Here is a 21,391-nt window from a genome sequence, read left to right on the forward strand (position 1 = left end):
ACCATAATTTATGTCTAACTTACAGGCTTCATTTCCTTAACAACTTGTACAGTGAGTGATTGTATTAATCTCCATTCTTGCTCAGTAATCATATCAGGGCTATAGCTCCCCTTTTCAAACTTTTGTAAAATAAGATCTAACTTAGGTGCTGATTCAGGAGCAAGCTGAATCCATGTTTCAAAGGCTTCGCGTAAGGTTTGGCTCTCATTCCACTCATATCCTTTACGTTTGAGGCGTTTAACCATGACCATAACACTATGAATTGCCTTATCTCCAAAGCTTAAAGTTCGTCCTTTACGTAGCCCTAATACTCCATAGTAAATGACTTCTCTAAATCTTAGTATTAGCCATAAAACAACAATTACAATCGCAGCAATCACAATGATTACACCAACTGTTGGATCAATCCAAGAAGCATCTTCTTTTTTTGGTTGTGATTGAGCTTGCTTTTCTTGTTCTTGCTTTTGTTCTTCCTCAGGCTTAATCTCTTGCTCTTGGTTATTTTGCTGTGAAGTTAGCTCTGGCGCACTAAAGCCTGGTGTTGCTTCAAACGTCACCCACCCATAGTCCTCACCGAAATAAATTTCAGCCCAGGAATGAGCATCGGCGTTTGTAACTTGATAATGCGTTTTCGTTTCACCATCTTGCACACCCGCATTCGTAAGTGAGCCTGGTGCAAAACCTTTCACCCATCTAGCAGGAATGCCTTGCGATCGAGCCATCACAACTAATGAGGTTGAAAAATAATCACAATATCCCTCTTTAATTTCAAACAAAAACCCCTCAACAAAATCGTCACTTCGCTTGAGCGTTAAATCAGGACGATTGCTATATCGATAGGTTGAACGTAAATAATCCCTTAAAAGCACTACCTTGTCGTAAGGTGTTTTTCCTTCCTTACTAACATTTGCAGCTAAATCAACTACTCGATTCGGTAGGCTTGTAGGTAACTGTAGATAACGTGTAGGAGGTTGCTGTGAATATAACTGATCATAGCTTTGTTTAGCTAATTCATCTACGGGTACAATCGGTATCTCCGATGTCACCGTATATTGACTTGGATAATCAGTTAGCCGTTGATCCCCCTCAAAGCCATGCCAATAAAGCTCGCCTTCTCTTCGTTGCCATTTCATATTAGGGGCATTTTCACGGTTATCCTTTAGTTGTACCTGTCGCATGGTATACGCACCAAATAGAACAGGATATTTACGATTCGTTTGCATTGTAAAGGTTTGCTGAACCTCTCTTGTTTTGAGCTTTTGAGCAGATTCAGTTTCTGGCAATTCACCTGATGAATAGGTGACCGTACCTGATTTATCGTCAGTGTCACTCCAGCCTTCTCCCGAATAAGTGAGCCTCGTTTCACCACGCCAATAGTTTTTTACAGAGGATTCTACCTTAAACACTGTTTCATAATTAAAATTGAAGCTACCACCCAAGCTTGTATCGTCACGCCCATACCCTGATGAAACACTTGGTCCTTCTCCTTGCGTGCCTGAGCTTCCATTTCCTGCTTGACCTGATCCCCCAGTTGTGTTTACTCCCTGATCTCGGCTAATCCATGCTGTATACGGATCTGTTAAGGTAGGTGATACTGCAGGCATATTAATACCGATGAGAAGCACACAGGCAAACGTAAAGATGATATCAGCCAAAATACGAATTGGTTGTTTACGTAGCTGTCCCCATCCCTCCGGAAATTTGACCTGAAACTGTCTAAGATGAAGACAAACTAACCAACCTAAGCCAGCAAAAACCATCCATGCTACATGTGTCCATAAATAAAATTCGCTAAATGAGTCCAATATGCTAAGCGCAATGATAGAAACGCCAACTATAAATAAAATGTTACGGATAGAGTGCATAAAATTGAGTAAAAACTCAAACACAATCCAAGCTGAGATTGCAAACCAAAAATAAGGTGCAAATACATTAAATATTGTTGCGATTTGTTCCTTTAAAGTAGAATTTTCAAGTGGTACATAAATGTCGTAACGATTAGAAATAATCAGCCACGCAATTAATATTGCAATTCCTTTAACAATCCATTTCCATCTCGTATATTTAGGAAGCAAAAGCTCACATACTGCCACTATTCCAATCGTGGTTAAAATTAAAACACTCGTTTCTTTATACCAAATTCCATCCCCATATTTAATCCACTGAAGGGCAATAATAAGCAGCCAAAGCACACTAAAGCTAGAGTACCAATAAGCACTTCTTATTTTGCTAAACTTATGCAGTACGTCCACCTCCCATCATAATGGGTAATTGCTGCAAGGAAGTGATATATATACCCGCCAAGCTTCGTTTTGTTTGGCCTACATTTTCATCCCCAATTTGGATATGATAAGGGGTCATCAGCTTACTTTTGGCAAAACGGAATACGTCTATAAGCTCAGTGGAAGGCATTGGACTAACAAAAACAAAAAAACAGCCTGAGTTAAAATAATGTGATATCGATTCAAGGCGATGCTCATGCTTGCCACTGCCTGTTACGTCTATGTCAACCAAGTGCCGCAACATTTGTTGAACAGACACAACACCAGCAGGCGCAAATGGAGTTATTTCATGTGCTAACGTACATAAACCGACCGATAACCCTTCTCTGACCCCATACTCTAAAATGGAGGCTGTAGTAGACACCGCGAGCTCAAATTGCTCCGCTTGTGTGTAGCTTGCTTGGTGCGCATCAAGAACAACAATGATTTTGGGTAATGTTTCTCTCTCAAATTCTTTTGATTTCCAAGCACCCGTTTTTGCTGTTGCCGCCCAATGAATACGGGACATTTTATCGCCATAGGCATAATCCCTAATTCCGTTAATTTGTGTCGTTTCCCGTCTAGATGTCTTTGAGGTTAGCTCTGAACCTTTTAGCCACACTTGCCCACTATACATATCCCAATGTGGAATAAATATCGTTCTTGGCAAAACACGCAGCACACCAGATGTTTCGAAGCTACCTGAATAAGTGATAATACCAAATAAATCTTTGCCTTGACACGTTGTAGGCGCAAAATTATATGTACCTCGCTCTAAGGGTGGGGTAACATAATGCATTTCAGTGCCTTGCTGGTGATTGGGAACTATACTGCTTTCAAAAGACCACTTTTCACCATTGTGACGCTGAAGCACTTCGCTGACTACTAGATATGGAATCGATATAAATTTAGGAGGGGTAATTCGTAAATTGACAGCAACATGCTCACCTGCATGAATATATCCCTGTGTTATGGCAAAATTCCTTTCCAGCTTCAAACGCTGAATTCCATTAAAACGACCAATCATCCAATAACAGGTCAAAATCGAAATCATCGCTAGCAGCATCATCGGAATCTTGCCACCTTCAAACAATAAATAAAACAAACAAACTACCCAAATGGACAAAACAATCCAAAACCCTGCGGGCTTGCTTCGTTTGCGCAATAGATGTGACATATGCTAATTCCCCACTGAAACGGGTACACGCACCTGCTCTAAAATGCGCTCCATCAATTTTGCCGAGTTAACTTGATCTAGCCTAGCCTCTGGGTGAAGCACCAAGCGATGATTAAGTACATACGGTGTCAACAGCTTAATATCGTCAGGCAATACAAAATCACGTTCATGAATAAGCGCAAATGCTTTTACAGCCATAACTAAAGCCAAAGAAGCTCTTGGACTTGCGCCAAGCGCAATAAGAGGATGATTTCTAGTCGCATGAACAATAGATAGTAGATAATCAGTCAAAGCATCATGAATAAAAATGTTACGAACCTGAGCTTGCAGCATCGCAATTTCATCCATAGTTGCAACAGCCTGAAGCGTATCGACAGGTTGTCCCATACGATGTGAGGATAACATCTGCTTTTCAATGGCAGCTTCAGGGTAACCAAGCTTAAAACGCATCATAAATCGATCTAGCTGTGCTTCTGGCAACGTGTAGGTTCCTTCAAAATCAATCGGGTTTTGGGTTGCGCATAACATGAAGGGATGTGGCAGGGCATACGTCTCGCCATCCGCAGTTACATTGCGCTCCTCCATCACCTCTAACAATGCAGATTGAGTTTTAGTTGTAGCTCGGTTGATTTCATCTGCTAACAAAATATTAGTCATAACCGGTCCTGGTCGGAATACAAACTTTTCCTCATGGGGGTGAAAGACAGATACGCCCGTAATGTCACTTGGTAAAATATCAGGGTTACACTGGATCCGGCGATATTCTCCACTTATCGATTTAGCTAAAGCTTTAATTAATTGAGTTTTCCCCGTACCTGGAACATCCTCAATCAATAAATGTCCCCCAGCTAATAATGACGTTAATAACAATTCAATTTCAAATGATTTCCCTAAAATACATTGCTCTAGATTTGCTTTAATATTGGCAATGATTTGTGTAGAATTATGTTCTATTGGCACAAAAAATACCTCCCAAACATGATATCAGTACTCATATTGTACATGATATGACGAAGGGAAGTATACTTTTTGAACATAGTTTGCACATAGACATTATTTACATGAAAACACTTACCCCTTGGGGCGTACCACTAAAGCAGCAAGAAATGAGAAAATAATCGCAGCAGAAATCCCTGCACTTGTGACATCAAATATCCCTGTAATGACCCCAATCCAGCCATCTCTTTGCAGTTCTGTTAAAGCACCATGAACAAGTGAATTACCAAAGCTGGTAATGGGAATTGTGGCACCTGCACCCGCAAATTTAACAATTGGATCATATAAGCCAAACGCATCCATCACTGCCCCAGTAACAACTAATGTACTCATCGTATGAGCAGGGGATAACTTGAGCACATCAAACATTAATTGTCCAACAACACAAAATAAACCGCCAATTACAAACGCCCAGAAAAATATCATACATTTCACTCACTTTCTAGAACTACACCGTGGGCAATACAAGGAATGCTTTCCCCTTGTTGGAAAGACAATGGCGATAACAACGCACCTGTAGCCACAATTAATACACGACGAAGCTCTTTATTTTTTAATTTTTTTAATATATGTCCGTAAGTAACGACTGCCGAGCAACCACAACCACTTCCACCAGCAATTACAAAAGGCTGATTTTCTAAGTCATATACCATCAAGCCACAATCTTTAAAGTCGGTTAAGCTCATATCTACGCCATCACGTTTTAACAGGTCACTAACAATTTCATGACCAACAGTCGCTAAATCTCCAGTAACAATGAGATCATAATCCGCAGGTGAGCGACCTGTATCCTTAAAGTGAGTGACAATCGTATCAGCCGCAGCCGGAGCCATTGCTGCTCCCATATTAAAAGGATCCGTTACCCCTAAATCTTGAATTTTCCCAATCGTTGCATGCGTCACTCGTGGTCCTGATCCTGTGCTTGTCACTACCCCACAACCTGCACCTGTAACCGTGTATTGTGCCGTTGGAGGCTTCTGCGAGCCATATTCCGTTGGATAACGGAACTGCTTTTCTGCTGTACAGTTATGGCTTGCTGTGCCTGCTAATACATAATTAGCTCCACCTGCATCCACAATAAAGGAAGCAAGTGCCAAGCTTTCCATTGAAGTAGAGCATGCGCCAAAGATACCAATATACGGCGCCATTAGGTGGCGTGCTGCAAACGTCGCACTAATAATTTGGTTCATCAAATCTCCACCGATAAAAAAGCTAAGCTCATCCTTAGAAATGTTGGCATGAACTAATGCAAGAGAAGCCGCATGCTCAAGCAGCTTTCTTTCTGCCTTTTCCCATGTTTTTTCGTTTATTTCAAGGTTGTCATAAGTAAAATCAAAATCACTAGCTAAAGGACCTTCACCTTCCTCTGGCCCAACTACCGTGGCGGCACCAATAATAACGGGTTTATTACGAAACTCCCATGTTTGAGAACCGATCAGCATCGTTAATGAACACCTCCAAGACCAAAAATAACGTGAATGACACCAACTACAAAGGCGGCAAATACACCAAACACAATAACCGATCCTGCTAGCTTGAACATATTTGCACCTACCCCAAGCACTAGCCCTTCTGAGCGAGACTCTAAAGCAGAGGAGCACATTGAATTGGCAAAACCGGTAATTGGAACCGCCGAACCTGCGCCAGCCCATTGCGCAATTTTATCGTAAACACCAAAACACGTTAAAATAATCGCAATAATAATCATTACCGCCGCAGTAGGACTGCTAGCTTGTCTAGCCGTCATACCGCCAAAAGTCATAAAAAGCTGTTGCACACATTGACCAAGTAAGCAAATCGTCCCCCCAACTAAAAAAGCTTTCAAGCAATTCGTAAATATATTGACCTTAGGGTTATGACTATCAGCAATTTGCTTATAATCTTGTTCAGTTAAAAGCAAGGAATTTAACTTGACCTTCATGCCTGATTTACTTTTTGCGGGCATATCAATTTCTCCTTTGTATTGAGGCTCTATTTATAAATCAGCACTTGAAAACAGTTGGCCGCCAGAAGCTACGATACAGAGAGTTCTTACGATCGTTGTTAAAATCAGATCCCTTATTATTGACATAAACTTAGTAGCTGCAATCCGATTTTAAAAGACGATCTTCAGAATCTCTCTGTCTCTTCGCTAAATTGGGTTGGTTGTCAAGCACTGATTGCAAAATTGAGCCTTGATTGAATTCCTAAAACTTAAGGATCACCTTGTTGTATATTCAGTATTTGTCAATTCACACATAGTTATGTTGGTAAATCATCCATGTTATTTTTTTACTGAGGATCATGCAACCGATGACTTGTCCAACTCGTGATTCCTAATGGATTCAAGGAATCACAGTCTTCCCTCTCCAGGGTGAAGTGTGAAGGAAAATGACAAGCAATGTGCACGCTTAAATCTGCGTTCTTAATTGTTTTCTTTTTATGGAAGGTGCAACGGAGTGTACACATCTTCCATACCGTCTTTATAATGGTCTTGAACTTAATCTTTTGAACTTAATCTTCTCCCCAAAATGATTCCTCATGCACAGCAGGAAATCACATTATTTCCCCGAGTGTGGAGTGAGAAGGAAGTTGGCAAGCGAAGCGGGCGCATTTAAAGCTGGATTCCACCAAAATACATACAGTCATAGGAATCCAGATTTAAGAGGGCTGGCAGCTTCCCTCAAAACGTAACAAACAAAACGAAAAAACTTAATCAGAGACGATAATTAAGTTTAACTAACGTTCTTATTAATGGAACGATTCCAAAGCAAAGCAGGAATCGCACCTTCTTTTAACCTACGGTGGAGGGGTTTTGAAGGAATGCTGACAGCGCATTTAAACTCTGGATTCCCACCCTAACCTACAAACACAGGAATCCAGATTTAAGAGCGCTAGAGGCATCCTTCAAAACGCCGCCACCAGTATCAGTACGAGCAAAACAAACAACACCAAAATAACAACAGTATCCTTATGCCTTACCTCCATCGCTACAATCCTCCTGTACTTCCATTCCCCTGTATTTCTATTCCAGTGTGGTGTAATATAAAATATGTTATGTGTCCCATTGGAAAGAAGTGCATGTCAATATCTATTGAAGTAAGGAAGGGAATAAATATGAATCAAGAAACGATGCAATTATTTAAAACCTTAACTGAATTTCCATCTGCTCCCGGCTTTGAACGCGAATTACGGAGCTTTATGAAAACAAAGCTAGCGGCTTATACGGATGAGTTTGTGCAAGATAATTTAGGAAGCTTATTTGGTGTGTTACGTGGTAACGAGGCAGGTCCTAAGGTCATGGTTGCAGGCCACATGGATGAAGTGGGCTTCATGACAACAAGAATTAGTGATAATGGAATGGTGTATTTCCAACCGCTTGGTGGTTGGTGGAGTCAAGCTGTTTTGGCACAAAAATTACAAATCATTACTGAAAACGGACCTGTTATCGGGGTTGTGGGTTCGATTCCAACTCACTTGCTTCAAGAAGCAGATCGCAACAAGCCTGTAGATATTAAAACGATGTATTTAGACATTGGCGCGGACAGTAGAGAGGAAGCAGAGCGTCACGGTATCAAACCAGGACTACAAATTGTCCCAATCTGCGAATTCACTCCACTTGTTAATCCAAAAAAAATTATGGCAAAAGCATGGGACAATCGTTATGGTGTAGGTCTTGCGATTGAGCTCATGGAACGTCTGCATACGGAAAAATTACCAAACACCTTATATTGTGGAGCAACAGTACAAGAGGAGCTTGGGCTACGTGGAGCAAGAACGGCTGCAAATCTTATTGAGCCAGACATTTTCTTTGGTTTAGATGCGAGTGCTGCCAATGATATGATGGGAAGTAAGGATGTATTTGGTAAGCTTGGGGAAGGTGCTTTATTACGGATTTATGACCCAACGATGCTTACCCACCGTGGACTTGTAGAATATATTCAGGATACAGCGGATACGCATAAAGTAAAATATCAATATTTTGTATCTCCAGGCGGAACAGATGCAGGACAGGTTCATGTTAGTGGGAAAGGCGTACCTTCTTCAATTATTGGCATCTGCTCTCGTTACATTCATACATCTTCATCGATTATTCATACAGATGATTATGCTGCTGCTAAAGAATTGCTTGTTCAGCTGGTACGTGGCTTAGACCAAACAACGTTAAATACAATTTTAGAGCGCAGCTAGCTAGAAAAAACGATGCCTTTCGTCACTTTATAAAAATAAAGCAGACGAAAAGGCATCATTTTTTAATAAAAGGGTATATTACAAAATAGATTATCCTGCATTAGGTTTAACTGACCTCATTACGCTCACTATTCCCATTGATGTCAGCCAAAACAGAGTCCCAAGTCCGCTGCAAATGACCTTTTGCCCAATTAATATGTCTCTCATTGGTATAACCTCTGTACGTACATTCAATATGAAGAATAAGCGCTAAATACAAATCATACATCAGAATACGTTCAGATTCTGACTTAGTAAATTGTTCCTGCCCATATCCCTTCAAATGTGCAGGTGATTGCATAAATGAACGGAAATAATACTCCATCAGTGGGTCTCCCCACAACGCTCTCTCCGTATCAATAATGCCAACGATTTGTCCATCCTTAACGAAAATATTGCCTTCCCATAAATCCCAATGCACAAGAGAGGGGATCTTCACCTCATCTAAACTAGATATGAAACGTTTACATGCCCCTGTAATTTTATCAGCCGGTGCAGGCAGTTCCACATCTTTATGACTTGCGTCAATCATAAGGCTATCGATCATACTCAAAAACACTTGTGACCAGCTATCTCCCTGCATCTCCTCAAGCGCATAGTAGCCAAATCGCTTCCCACGTAAGCTATTAATTGAGGAAGTAAAAACGCCAAGCTGGTGCTCAATGGCTTCACGCTCAACTTCAGGTAAAGCATCCTTCACCTTGTAATATGAATCACCTTCTATAAAATCCATAACAAAGAAAGAGGCATCATACACTGGACAAGCTGTTTCATACGCATACACCTGTGGGACAGGTACATCCGTTTTTTCACGTAATAACCGAAGCACTTCAACCTCTGTTTGCATCATATTGTGCTCATAACGCATAAACCCACTATCATCAAGTGGCGCTAATTTGAGCACATAACGTTTCCCCGACCCTAAGGTAATGGCGTAGGCACTGTTAAAAAAACCATCCTTCAATTCAACTGCAACAAAGTCACCTGTATTTTCACCAAATACATATGTAACGATGTGTTTAAGCTGGGTTTCATTAAGCACTGGTTTAATTGCATTATCCAACTAGTGTGCTGCTCCTTTCAGAATCATTACACCACGTCCCGTTACAGTCACTTGCCCTGAATAAGCCTGACCTGTAAGTAAATCAACTCTGGTCTCCTCTCCAATTTCCACCTGAACATCATTTGCATTATGATTAAGTAAAAATAGGAATGATTCCCCGTCCTTAACACGCTCGGTTGACTCTAGTCCTGTAGGGGCATGGACTAATGGCTTAATATTTTGTTCTTCACATACATTTGCTAACAAGCCTTGCAAAAATGCAGGCTCAGGACTTGTAGCCACATAATACGCTTTTCCTTTGCCAAAAGCATTTACTGTTAGCACAGGTGAACCTTGATAGAAGTCATCTCCATATTCAGCAAGAACTTCAGCACCTTCACTATGAATAATATCGCATAATAAACCGCATTCATAGGAATCTTTTAATGCTCCCCATGTTTTTTTCATCACGATTGCATTTTTATGCTCAGGGAATAAAGCATCAATCTCCTCTGCCCATATGCCTAACAAGGAACGGAGTTCACCAGGATATCCGCCTGTGGTAACAAGATCATTTTCATTTACAATTCCACTAAAGAAGGTAGTAATAACCGTCCCGCCTGCCGCAACAAACTCCTCTACCTTTTTAGCAAAGCCTTGCTTCACCATATACATCACAGGGGCGATAATGACTTTATATTGACTGAAATCTGCTTCTACACCAACCATATCACTTTCAATATTTTGCTGGAATAAAGCATCATAATATTTATGAACCTCACTTACGTAATTCAAAGCAATCGTAGGTCCACTTGAAAGCTCTGTTGCCCAACGATTTTCCCAATCAAATATAATGCCTACTTTGGCATTACCTCTAGCATCTAAAATAGAATCAGATAACGTAACTAGCTCTTTCCCAAGCTCAGCACATTCCCGAAATACACGTGTATGCTCATGCCCAACATGCTCAATGACAGCCCCATGGTACTTTTCACAAGCTCCAATCGAACGACGCAATTGGAAAAACATAACCGTATCCGCACCATGCGCCACAGCTTGATAACTCCATAACCGCATCACGCCTGGACGTTTTAATGAATTATAGGCTTGCCAATTTTGTTGGCTCGGTGTTTGCTCCATGAGCATAAATGGCTGACCCTGCTTAACGCCTCTCATCAAATCATGTGTCATTGCTGTATAGCTCACGGGTGTATCTAATGAAGGATAGTTATCCCATGACACGACATCTAAATGTTTTGCCCACTCAAAATAATCCAACTCTTGATATGTGCCCATCAAATTTGTCGTCACAGGAATGTCTGGTGTATGCTTTTTGATTTCGTCATATTCTAGCTTGTATACATCAAGGAGGCTCTGCGACATAAACCGACGGTAATCAAGTGATATACCTTGGAAGTTTGTACGCCCGCCTGCCCATTCCTCACTCAAATCGTTTGGTGCTACAACCTCATCCCAATCGTAAAAGGTATGTCCCCAAAAAGCAGTGTTCCAAGCTTTATTAAGCTCTTTAATGCTACCGTAGCGTTGCTTCAGCCACACTCTAAAAGCAGCTTCACAATTATCACAATAGCAATACCCTCCATATTCATTTGAAACGTGCCAAATTAATAAGCCGGGGTGATCTTTATAGCGCTCAGCAAGTTTACCTGCTAATCTTGTAGCATATTTACGGTAAGTTGGACTATTGGGACAGGAATTGTGTCTGCCTCCAAATTTCCGCTTTCTTCCTTGCACATCAACTCGGCGTACATCTGGGTAACGTTTCGCCATCCATGCAGGATGTGCCGCTGTCCCCGTCGCTAGACAAATGTACGTACCATTGTTATATAGACGATCCATCGTTTGATCTAAAAATGAAAAATCATAGCTTTCCTCATCTGGTTGAATCATTGCCCATGAAAATACGTTAATTGTAGCCACATCGATCCCTGCTAGCTTAAACATACGATCGTCTTCTTGCCATGTCTGTGCGTCCCATTGCTCTGGATTATAATCGCCACCATACCAAATTTTTGGCAACTTATTATTAATCATGATTTCGAACACATCCTTTTTTAAAAATATAATTATATTACCATTCTAATCTTTAATTTGTTACTGTTATATATAATATATTTGTTTTAAAATATAATAATATGGAACTAATTTTGAATTAAAAATAAGGAGAGCTATACATGACGAAAGCGATGCGCAGATTTGCGTTTTCCCCTTCTGGCAACCTGAAGCTTCCCTTGCTCATAGAAAGCATCGGATATAATCCTAATCAAGAAAAAATTAATCGTCCCCAAGGGTATCCATGGTATCATTGGCTGCAATGTGAAGAAGGCGAGGGGATGCTATATTATGAGGAGACTGAAATTGTTTTAAAGCCTTATAGTGGTATTTTATTACCACCAAACCTACCACATCACTATAAGGCTAGCACATCACAAATATGGAGCACCTATTATCTAACCTTTGGCGGAACAACGGTAAGCCAAATTCTTAGTGCCTTCAATATTAAAGAGCCTGCGATTTTCCATTGGGATGCTCATTCTCCATTTGCACCAAGCATCAGTACAATGTTAACTCAAATTGATCAAACCAGTGATGATCGATTTGGTTTAGAAACCTCGGTAGAGCTTTATCGTTTTCTTGGATATTTAAGTAAGCTAAATCAAGATAATCGCAATTCATTTTCACGTAATATCGAAAAGCTCACACCATTATTAAAATGGATGGAAGCAAACTATGCTAATCCAGATGTGGGTTTGGATGATTTAGCAGAAGTATTAGGCATTTCAGGTAGACATTTAAGTAAGCTCTTTCATCTTACCTTTCATTTAGCACCTTATACTTATTTTGTACAAATGCGAATTCACAAAGCAAAGGAAAAGCTAGCAAGTGAATCTCAGCGAACCGTTGCAGAAATCGCTAATGCTACTGGTTTTAGAGATAGCAGTCACTTTGTCGCCACCTTTCGTAAGCATACGGGCGTAACACCTCAGCAGTTTAAGCGCCTTCATGCTTAATTGTGAACTGTGGACTCTAATTATAAAAAAGATCGCAATGCATAAGGATCTCGTATAATCCTTTAACATCTGCGATCTTTTTATAAGCTCTATTTCTACCTGTGCAATGTGAAATCATTTATTAAGATTCGGTATTATTTTACGTCCTTACCTGTGAACAAGGCAACTCTCGCCTTAACCAGCTCTGTATATTCTGCTTCCATTTCCTTCGCCCCTACTTTATCGAGTTCAGCAAGGAAATTATCGTACAGCTTATCAAAATCAGCGGCTTTCGCTAAAATCGCTTCCGGTATTCTTTTACGAATAATATCTTGTGTCTTTTTGAAAATTACATTGTAATTTCCATCTGTTGGTGTAGGCATGTTGTACAATGCTCCCCATTCTTTAGCAGGGAAATCCGATTCTTGTGGGAATAAATCCTTCCACGTTTTTGCGTTATAGGCCTTTAAGGTTTCTTTTTCAGCATCTGTATACCCATCAATAATTTGTTCTGGGAAGTTCGTGGTGTAATAATTGCCAGTTGGATCCTTTACACCATCCCCATAACGAGGTGCAAACGCAAGATACAAGCTAATTCCTGATTCTTTGTTAAAGTTACTTGCATCATTTACTTTACGATTTTGGATATCAGCAGGGACAACACGTTTACCATCTACAACATTATAATGTTTACCTTCTACTCCCCATTGTCTTAACACTTGACCTTCGTCAGAAGCTAACCAATCAAGGAATTTCATAATACGCTCTGGATCTTTAGCATTTTTCGAGATACTAATCCCAAAGCCATCGACACCTGCAACCTGGAAGGAACGATCTTTAAATTCTGGACCCATTGTCACAGGGAAATGTGCGTAAGTGTACTCATCTTTGCCTGCTGTTTTCAAAGCATTTTCAGCATCCTGATAACCCCACTCCTGATCGATTAAGCCAAGTACACGGCCAGAAGCAATTTTTGCCTTGTATTGATCATCCTTTTGCACAAACGTATCTTTATCAAGTAAACCTTCGTTGTACATGTGGTTTAACCAGCGGAAATATTCCTTTTCCTCAGGGCGCTTGTAATGCAGCTTCGCTTCATATGTGCTTGGATCTACATAGTATTCACCATCATCTGGTGCGCCTGTTGTTAGGAATGCAGGGTTGGTAACAGTGATCATAATTCTCCAATCATCTGCATTCAGCGTCAACGGAATGGTAGGTTGACCATCTGTCGTCGGATGTTTTGCAACATATTGCTTTAATACATTTTCAAAATCCTTCACGGTTTTAACCTCTGGATAACCTAACTCCTTTAATACACGTTGTTGAATTTCAAAGCCACCAATGGCATCAAAGGAAACATTATCAACTCCAACGTTAGTATTAATCGAATAAATCGCAGGATCATCATTACTATATTTAAGACGATTCATATCTTTTTCATAAATCTTTTTAATATTAGGTGCATATTTGTCAATAAGATCCGTTAAATCCATCAGCATACCTGCATCCACCAACGTAGATAAGTTCCCTTTAGGAAAAATAATGTCTGGTATTTCTCCTGTTGCCGCCATTAAAGCAATTTTGTTATCTCCCCCGCCACTACCTACATCAAATTCAGCATTAAGTGTCACACCTGTTTTTTCTGTAATTACTTTTCCAATATCGTCCTGCATGTTATTCCAGTTTGGACTAGCATCAGCACCAAAAAATGTAAATGTAATTGGACTTTTATCATCTTTAGCGGTAGACTCATTTGTCGGCTTCGAGTTTTTGTCAGTATCATTTTTCGCCGTATTACCACAGCCACCTATAATTAATGCACTTGTTAATAAAACTGCAGCTACTACTTTTGTGCCTTTCCACTTCATTGTTTCCTTCCCCCTTGCGTATATTTGTAAACCTATATCGTATAACAGGGCGAACCCTGCTGATACCTGCTTTAGCCCCTCAAGCTTTGATTTAAAGATTTGGTCCCAATAATCACTTCATCAAAAGTAAGGGCTTTCAAACTATACTTAAAAATGAAGCTTAATCACTTTTTGTTCGCCCAACCTCTACCTGATGAAATAGGCAGAAGTTGAGTTTTAACTTTCGAGTTTTGATTAAGCTTTAACTGCACCTAACGTCATTCCATCAACGAAATAGCGTTGCAGGAATGGATATACGACCAAGATAGGGACGGTAACTACAATCGTAATCGCCATCTTAATGGATTCAGGCGAAACCTGTGCCATCTGATTTGCAAGGTCATTAGCATTTGTCATTTTGCCGCCTTGGTTGGTGCTTTGTAATATTTTCATCAATTCAAATTGCAAGGTAGTCCACTGAGGTTTATTGGCATTATACATATACGTATCAATCCATGCGTTCCATTGTCCTACAGCTAGGAACAAGGTAATAGTAGCTAAAACCGGCTTACATAATGGTAGAATGACTTTGTAAAAAATTTGCAGATCGTTTGCTCCATCTAGGTTCGCGGATTCCTGTAACGCGTAAGGTAATCCATCAATGAATGAACGGATAACAAACACGTTAAAGGCACTCACAATCCCTGGGAAAATATAAACCCAAAATGTACCAACTAAGTCTAGTTGACGCATCAAGACGAAGGTTGGAACGAGTCCACCAGATACATACATCGTGATCGCAAGAAACTTAGACACAAATCTACGAGAAAGAAAGTCTGGTCGGCTAATCGTATATGCCAACATCGCAGAGCTTAAAAGACCTAATACTGTACCTACAATCGTACGTGAAATTGTAACTTTAAACCCTTGAATTAAGGTGCTATATCCAAAAATCGTTTCGTAGTTTTTAAGTGTAAATTCCCGAGGCCAGAGGTATATGCCACCTCGAACTGTATCCGTAGAATCATTTAACGAAATCGCTAATACATTCAGGAAGGGATACAACGTCACAACTAAGATTAAGCACATAAAAATCACATTAAATACGTTAAAAACTTTATCGCCTTTGGATAAGGCTATCCCACGACTTGCCATGCTGTCCCCTCCTTTACATAATGCTTTCTTTCGTTAATTTCTTCATAATTCCATTAGAAGTTAGCAACAAGGTTATCCCGATCACTGACGTGAACATACTGATTGCTGTCCCGTACGAGAACCGACCTATATTAATACCATATTTCAGTGCATACAGATCTAATACTTCGGAATAGTCCGTTACTAATGAGTTACTTAACTGCATTTGCTTCTCGAAACCAATTCCGATTAAATGTCCGATAGACATAATTAATAAAACTGAAATTGTGGTGCGAATCCCCGGAAGTGTAATGTTCCACATTTGTCTAAATCGACCAGCACCATCTACTTTTGCCGCCTCATACAGTTCCTTATCAATACCTGTTATTGCCGCTAAGTAAATAATGGCGTTCCAGCCTGTCTCCTTCCATACATCGGAGGCTGTAACAATCCCCCAAAACCAATTACCTTTCGCCATAAACTGAATAGGCTCACTAATAATATTCAGTGAAAGAAGAATATCGTTTACGATACCACCATCAATGGATAGCATCTTTGCTACGATCCCCCCAACAACAACCCACGAAACAAAGTGAGGCAAATACGAGACAGTTTGTACTGTTCTCTTGAAATACTTTCCCCCTAGCTCATTCAGAAAAATAGCAAAAAATATAGGGAATACAAAACCAGCGATTAATCCCATACAGCTCATCGCTAATGTATTTCTTAACACCAGATAAAAACGTTCATCATGAAATAACTCGATAAAGTTATCAAAACCTACCCATTTCTGCTCAGTAAAGGATTTAGCAGGCTTATAATTTTGAAACGCCATCGTCCAGCCCCATAGCGGTAAATAACTAAATACAAATGCCCAAATTACAAATGGTACGGACATCAGGTACAAATATTTTTGACGCACTATCATTTTCCATAGCCCTTTTTTCTGCTTTTTAGGCGGTATAGGGATGACGCTATTATTTTTAGTTTCAGCTTTTGCTGTTAGCGCTTCCATCAGTCCAATCCCCCCTTTCAACGATACAATTATCGTAATAGAAAGTAGGGTTTACTAATACCCAACACATTTTAAACAAAACCATATAAAAATTAGACATTTATGAAAGCGCTTCAATTATGTTGCTTTAATTATTTTCACTTCGTGGAAGGATTGGAATGTTAAATGTAATTTCTGTACCTTCGCCATGCTCACTCCAAATTTGCAAACCTGCTTGCTCTCCGTAGCACATCACAAGTCGTTGATGTACATTGCGTAATCCAATCCTACTTCGTGTTGGCTCCTCTTGTTCTGTAATAAGCTGCCGCACCTCTTCTAATCGTTCAGGTGTAATTCCAACTCCATCATCACTTACTTTTACCGTTACAATGTCAGGGTCAGCTGAGATTTGTAATTTTACCGTGACGCCTTCTGGCTTATTTTCAAGTCCATGTACAACTGCATTTTCAACGAGAGGTTGAATCGCTAACGGTGGCAATAACATATTTAATAGAGCTGGATCAACATCTAATTCAAAATTCAGGCGTTCTTCGTATCTAAATTTTTGAATTTGTAAATAGGAGTTAATCATTTCAATCTCTTCTTTTAAAGGGGCATGTTCTCTACCAATCTCTAAATTTTTACGCATAAGCTTGCCAAGTAAACGAACGACATTCGCAATTTCTTTTTCACCTTTAATATGGGCACTCATTCTAATAGATTCCAATGCATTAAATAAAAAATGAGGATTAATCTGACTTGCCATCATTTTGAGCTTAATTTCTCTTTGGGCAAGCTCCAGTTTGTTGTTTTGCTCTGTTTTTTCTACAACCTGTTGCATTAAAGCGTTAATGTTATGAACCATATAGTTAAATTGACGGGAAAGCTGTCCTATCTCATCGTTACCATCGATACGAGACACAACAGATAAATCTCCTAATGCTAAACGGTTTAGATGCCTGCTTAAGCGAAGTAATCTATTACTGGTGAGAAAAGATACGGTGTATACAAAAAAGGTAGCTATGATCAGTACGAGCAAAATCAGCACCAAACCAAAGAGACTTACCTTTCTTGATTCCTTAATAATTGATGAGGTGTTAAAAAATGAAATGATTTTCAAGCCATTCATGCTATATCCAGGGATAAGCTGTTCTACAAACATATAGGAGGATTTACCTTCAATCTCTAACTGATGTACCCCGATTTTTTGCTTGCTTAAGTCGATACCATAATGAAGTTGATTTTGCTTAAGGCCAACCCACTCTTTATTTTTTGCGGCGACCACATACCCTTGCTCATCCATAATGATCGTGTCAAATTGCTCCTGTAATAGTAAACGATTCAGCTCCTCCTGCTTCAAGCTAATCATAATGACACCACTAACCCGATAATCTGGAAAGGAAAGCTGGCGCACAAGACTTAGACTATTAATGCTTGTATCCTCACTAGAGCGAACATAAAACCAACCCATTTCTCTACGATCCATGACGCTCTTATACCAATTTTGCGATATGATAGATGGATTAGTAGGAATAATTTCAGTATTATTAATTAACGTTGGGTTATTAACGTAAAAGCGAATCCCAGTAATTTCACGATATAGACGTTTATAATTAGGAAATTCCTTATAGTCTAGATAGGCATTTGTCAGTTCAGACACATTGGTATAATTTGTAGTCACGACTTTTTTTAGAGCTTTATCCACCATCAGCGTATTAGAGATGGAAATTGGCACACGAAATAAGCTAGCCAACTGATTTTTTATTTTTTGCACATCGTTGCTGGCTTGAGAGATTGCACGATCCGTCGCTTCTTTACTAAAATAATAAGTTATTCCTCCACCAATGATTAATATAGGAATTAGAACTACAAGTACAAACAAGGCAAAAAGCTTATGCTTCAGTTTAAGGTTGTTTGTTAGCTGGACGATGGCTTTGATCAATGTTTATCCTTCCTTTAGTCCAATTTTTTAGTGGTTGACAACGAATGTTGGTGGAAGCTACGAAACAGAGGGTGGCTTCAACCGCTGTTAAGTCCCCATTTTCTTATTTAACTTGTTTATATGTGATAGAAATGGGGCCTTAAAGGCGGACGCTTTCGCTTTTCCACCATCCCTCTGTTCCTCCGCTACTTGGAGTTGGTTGTCAACCACTAATTTAAAATAATGAATACAAAGATAACGCTAACACTGGAGATGGTAGTTAGGGGACTGAATGGTGGTTTCAACCGCTGTTAAGTGTTCAAGCTAGTGAATAAAAAGAGTTGTCTGTAAGCGATATGCAAGCTCACAAAACAACTCTTTTTTAAAAGAACTAATTATTATTTCAAGGTAATTGTAAACTCTACCGTATCTGAAAAAGCCGGTACTTCGACACGTCCTGTAGTATCTAATTTAACATCCGCCACACCTTCAACTTCCGCTACGGCTCCCAAGCCATGACAAGATACATAAAATGGTTTTCCTGCACCCTTGGCATTAATCTTCAATACAGAACCTGTACGTGTTACTATCACCTCAAGCTCTGTTTCTCCTTGCAAATTGCGGACTTTACGCGATACTTCAGCACCATCAGCAATTTCAAATAGCTTTAATTCAACTTCGTTGGCAAAATCGTAATCGGGTACGTTATTGTTGTTACCAACAGCAAGGATGCTATTTTCACGAACAAATAATGGTAGACTCATAAAGTCATAGTTCTCTTTACGCCATTTGCCCCCCGCTACAGCTTCACCTGTTAGCAAATGAGTCCATTTTCCTTCTGGCAAGAAGTAGCTTACGTCCCCTTGTTCACTAAATACAGGCGCAACCAGAATCGAATCGCCTAACATATATTGACGATCTAACACCTCTGCCGCTGGATCTTGTGGGAACTCCAGAAGCATGGAGCGCATGGTTGGCACTCCCTTTTGCGAGGCTTCTACTGCAATATCATATAAGTAAGGCATTAAGCTACATTTAAGCTTCGTAAAGAAACGAGTCACGTTAACCGCTTCCTCATCATAAGCCCAAGGCACACGATAGGAGCTGCTACCATGCAAGCGACTATGACTAGACAACAGACCAAACGCTAACCAACGTTTAAACACATGGGAAGGTGCCGTATTTTCAAAACCACCGATATCATGGCTCCAGAAGCCAAAGCCAGACATCCCGAGAGATAATCCACCACGTAAGCTTTCTGCCATTGACTCATAATCCGCATAGCAGTCCCCACCCCAATGCACAGGGAATTTCTGTCCGCCAACCGTTGCTGAGCGTGCAAACAATGTTGCCTCATTTTTACCGATTTTTTGCTCCAGCACCTCGAACACAACCTTATTATATAAATACGTATAATAGTTGTGCATTTTGACAGGGTCAGAACCATCATAATAAACAACGTCCGTCGGAATTCGTTCTCCAAAGTCAGTTTTAAAGCTATCCACGCCAGTATCCACAAGCTCACGTAAGTAACCTGCAAACCATTCACAAGCGTCTGGGTTCGTAAAGTCCACCAGTGCCATCGCCGGCTGCCATAAATCGACCTGATAAACATCACCATTTGGTTTTTTAACTAAATACCCCTTTGCCTTGCCTTCCTCAAATAAAACAGATCGTTGTGCAATATAAGGATTGATCCACAGACATACCTTTAGCCCCTTTTCCTTCAGGCGGCTAATCATCCCGACAGGGTCTGGGAATACATCCTCATCCCATTTAAAATCAGTCCAATGAAACCCCTTCATCCAAAAGCAATCAAAATGGAAAACATGTAAAGGCAAATCACGTTCTGCCATGCCATCTACAAAGGAATTCACGGTAGCTTCATCATAATTTGTTGTAAATGAAGTGGTTAACCACAATCCAAACGACCATGCAGGTGGAAGTGCAGGCTTGCCTGTAAGCTCAGTATATTTTTCAAGCACCCCTTTAGGATCAGGGCCATCAATAACAAAATACTCTAACGATTCCCCAGGTACACTAAATTGTACCTTTTTTACCTTTTCAGATGCCACCTCAAAGGAAACCGCCCCTGGATCATTTACTAAAATTCCATAGCCTTTGTTCGTTAAATAAAACGGAATATTTTTGTAGGCTTGCTCTGAGCTTGTACCTCCATCCTTATTCCAAATATCAACCATCTGACCGTTTTTAATGAGTGCGGTAAATCGTTCACCTAACCCATACACAAGCTCACCAACACTTAAATCTAATTCCTCACGCATGTAAACGTTTCCGTTATTTTCCGTAATGTGAGACATCGATTTAAAGCCACTTCCTGTAATTCGCTCTGTCCCATTCCGCAAAAATTCAACAGACCATTGTGGCCCCTTGTAAATACGTACACTTAAATTTCCAGTTGTGAGCTGAGCATATTGTTCATTTTCCACAATCTCTACATCGGGATGACTACGATTTAATTCAAAGGAAGGCCCGTGATCAACAACACCATCAAAATGAATTAATTTTACGCCGATAACACCTGGTAATGGAGAGTAAAATTGAACCGTTAACAATGCGCCATTTATCGTATCTGCACGTCCTCTTATCGGAGCACCAGATGCAAATGCAGTAAGCATATTTTCCTTCTTCCAAAAATCATAGGCTTGAACTGCACTTAACAAGCTGTACTCTTCTCGAATCAGCCAATTCCCATCCGTAAATTTCATATCAAAATATACCCCCTTCAAAAATTGTTCATACTTGCATTATACTGATAATATATTAAATGAACTT

At 40.0% G+C, this 21,391-nt stretch carries 15 protein-coding genes; 2 read left to right on the top strand and 13 right to left on the bottom strand.

Annotated elements, in window-relative coordinates:
* Positions 1-14 precede the first annotated feature (14 nt).
* The 6 genes from ABE099_RS10575 to spoVAC form a co-directional block, all read right to left on the bottom strand.
* Positions 15-2,192, bottom strand: a complete 2,178-nt coding sequence (locus ABE099_RS10575) for a transglutaminase TgpA family protein (RefSeq protein ID WP_430030065.1) — start codon at positions 2,190-2,192, stop codon at positions 15-17.
* Between the two features lie 43 nt (positions 2,193-2,235).
* The gene (locus tag ABE099_RS10580) at positions 2,236-3,438 is read right to left on the bottom strand and encodes a DUF58 domain-containing protein (protein ID WP_430030067.1); all 1,203 of its coding nucleotides are present in this window, start codon (positions 3,436-3,438) and stop codon (positions 2,236-2,238) included.
* Positions 3,439-3,441: 3 nt separating this feature from the next.
* A complete protein-coding gene (locus tag ABE099_RS10585) occupies positions 3,442-4,398 on the bottom strand; it encodes an AAA family ATPase (protein WP_430030069.1) in 957 nt (318 codons plus the stop codon).
* A 111-nt stretch (positions 4,399-4,509) separates the two neighbouring features.
* Entirely contained in the window at positions 4,510-4,860 is a 351-nt protein-coding gene (spoVAE, locus tag ABE099_RS10590; protein ID WP_430030071.1) for a stage V sporulation protein AE, read from the bottom strand.
* A 5-nt stretch (positions 4,861-4,865) separates the two neighbouring features.
* Positions 4,866-5,876 (bottom strand): stage V sporulation protein AD, encoded by a 1,011-nt coding sequence (gene spoVAD / locus ABE099_RS10595; protein ID WP_430030073.1) that lies wholly within the window; start codon positions 5,874-5,876, stop codon positions 4,866-4,868.
* Positions 5,877-5,878: 2 nt separating this feature from the next.
* Positions 5,879-6,379, bottom strand: coding sequence for a stage V sporulation protein AC (gene spoVAC, locus ABE099_RS10600; RefSeq protein ID WP_430030075.1), 501 nt, complete (start codon positions 6,377-6,379; stop codon positions 5,879-5,881).
* A gap of 1,151 nt (positions 6,380-7,530) precedes the next feature.
* Here spoVAC and ABE099_RS10605 point away from each other — a divergent pair.
* On the top strand, positions 7,531-8,604 hold the full coding sequence (locus ABE099_RS10605) for a M42 family metallopeptidase (protein WP_430030078.1): 1,074 nt from the start codon (positions 7,531-7,533) through the stop codon (positions 8,602-8,604).
* 106 nt (positions 8,605-8,710) lie between these two features.
* Here the strand turns inward: ABE099_RS10605 and ABE099_RS10610 are convergent, their stop codons facing one another.
* Positions 8,711-9,706, bottom strand: a complete 996-nt coding sequence (locus ABE099_RS10610) for a phosphotransferase family protein (RefSeq protein ID WP_430030080.1) — start codon at positions 9,704-9,706, stop codon at positions 8,711-8,713.
* On the bottom strand, positions 9,707-11,740 hold the full coding sequence (locus ABE099_RS10615) for a beta-galactosidase (RefSeq protein ID WP_430030082.1): 2,034 nt from the start codon (positions 11,738-11,740) through the stop codon (positions 9,707-9,709). It abuts the gene before it with no gap.
* A 140-nt stretch (positions 11,741-11,880) separates the two neighbouring features.
* On the opposite strand from ABE099_RS10615, the gene ABE099_RS10620 reads away from it, so the two are divergent.
* A complete protein-coding gene (locus tag ABE099_RS10620; protein WP_430030084.1) occupies positions 11,881-12,717 on the top strand; it encodes a helix-turn-helix domain-containing protein in 837 nt (278 codons plus the stop codon).
* Between the two features lie 134 nt (positions 12,718-12,851).
* On the opposite strand, the gene ABE099_RS10625 is transcribed toward ABE099_RS10620, so the two are convergent.
* The 5 genes from ABE099_RS10625 to yicI form a co-directional block, all read right to left on the bottom strand.
* Positions 12,852-14,567: an ABC transporter substrate-binding protein gene (locus ABE099_RS10625; protein WP_430030086.1), complete on the bottom strand. Its 1,716-nt coding sequence runs from the start codon at positions 14,565-14,567 to the stop codon at positions 12,852-12,854.
* Positions 14,568-14,801: 234 nt separating this feature from the next.
* Positions 14,802-15,701 carry a carbohydrate ABC transporter permease gene (locus tag ABE099_RS10630; protein WP_430030088.1) on the bottom strand — a complete coding sequence of 300 codons (900 nt, stop codon included), beginning with the start codon at positions 15,699-15,701 and terminating at the stop codon, positions 14,802-14,804.
* Between the two features lie 13 nt (positions 15,702-15,714).
* Entirely contained in the window at positions 15,715-16,695 is a 981-nt protein-coding gene (locus ABE099_RS10635) for an ABC transporter permease (RefSeq protein WP_430030090.1), read from the bottom strand.
* Positions 16,696-16,822: 127 nt separating this feature from the next.
* Entirely contained in the window at positions 16,823-18,616 is a 1,794-nt protein-coding gene (locus tag ABE099_RS10640) for a sensor histidine kinase (protein WP_430030092.1), read from the bottom strand.
* Between the two features lie 377 nt (positions 18,617-18,993).
* The gene (yicI, locus tag ABE099_RS10645) at positions 18,994-21,324 is read right to left on the bottom strand and encodes an alpha-xylosidase (protein WP_430030094.1); all 2,331 of its coding nucleotides are present in this window, start codon (positions 21,322-21,324) and stop codon (positions 18,994-18,996) included.
* Positions 21,325-21,391: the final 67 nt, after the last annotated feature.

The organism is Paenibacillus turicensis, from assembly GCF_050461185.1.
In the GTDB taxonomy this organism is placed as follows: domain Bacteria; phylum Bacillota; class Bacilli; order Paenibacillales; family Paenibacillaceae; genus Fontibacillus; species Fontibacillus turicensis_A.

What these genes read in the sequence shown, in the direction of transcription:
- ABE099_RS10580 (WP_430030067.1), bottom strand. Translation starts at nt 3,438, where the DNA reads ATGTCACATCTATTGCGCAAACGAAGCAAGCCCGCAGGGTTTTGGATT.
- spoVAE (WP_430030071.1), bottom strand. Translation starts at nt 4,860, where the DNA reads ATGATATTTTTCTGGGCGTTTGTAATTGGCGGTTTATTTTGTGTTGTT.
- spoVAD (WP_430030073.1), bottom strand. Translation starts at nt 5,876, where the DNA reads ATGCTGATCGGTTCTCAAACATGGGAGTTTCGTAATAAACCCGTTATT.
- spoVAC (WP_430030075.1), bottom strand. Translation starts at nt 6,379, where the DNA reads ATGCCCGCAAAAAGTAAATCAGGCATGAAGGTCAAGTTAAATTCCTTG.
- ABE099_RS10605 (WP_430030078.1), top strand. Translation starts at nt 7,531, where the DNA reads ATGAATCAAGAAACGATGCAATTATTTAAAACCTTAACTGAATTTCCA.
- ABE099_RS10615 (WP_430030082.1), bottom strand. Translation starts at nt 11,740, where the DNA reads ATGATTAATAATAAGTTGCCAAAAATTTGGTATGGTGGCGATTATAAT.
- ABE099_RS10620 (WP_430030084.1), top strand. Translation starts at nt 11,881, where the DNA reads ATGACGAAAGCGATGCGCAGATTTGCGTTTTCCCCTTCTGGCAACCTG.
- ABE099_RS10625 (WP_430030086.1), bottom strand. Translation starts at nt 14,567, where the DNA reads ATGAAGTGGAAAGGCACAAAAGTAGTAGCTGCAGTTTTATTAACAAGT.
- ABE099_RS10630 (WP_430030088.1), bottom strand. Translation starts at nt 15,701, where the DNA reads ATGGCAAGTCGTGGGATAGCCTTATCCAAAGGCGATAAAGTTTTTAAC.
- ABE099_RS10635 (WP_430030090.1), bottom strand. Translation starts at nt 16,695, where the DNA reads ATGGAAGCGCTAACAGCAAAAGCTGAAACTAAAAATAATAGCGTCATC.
- yicI (WP_430030094.1), bottom strand. Translation starts at nt 21,324, where the DNA reads ATGAAATTTACGGATGGGAATTGGCTGATTCGAGAAGAGTACAGCTTG.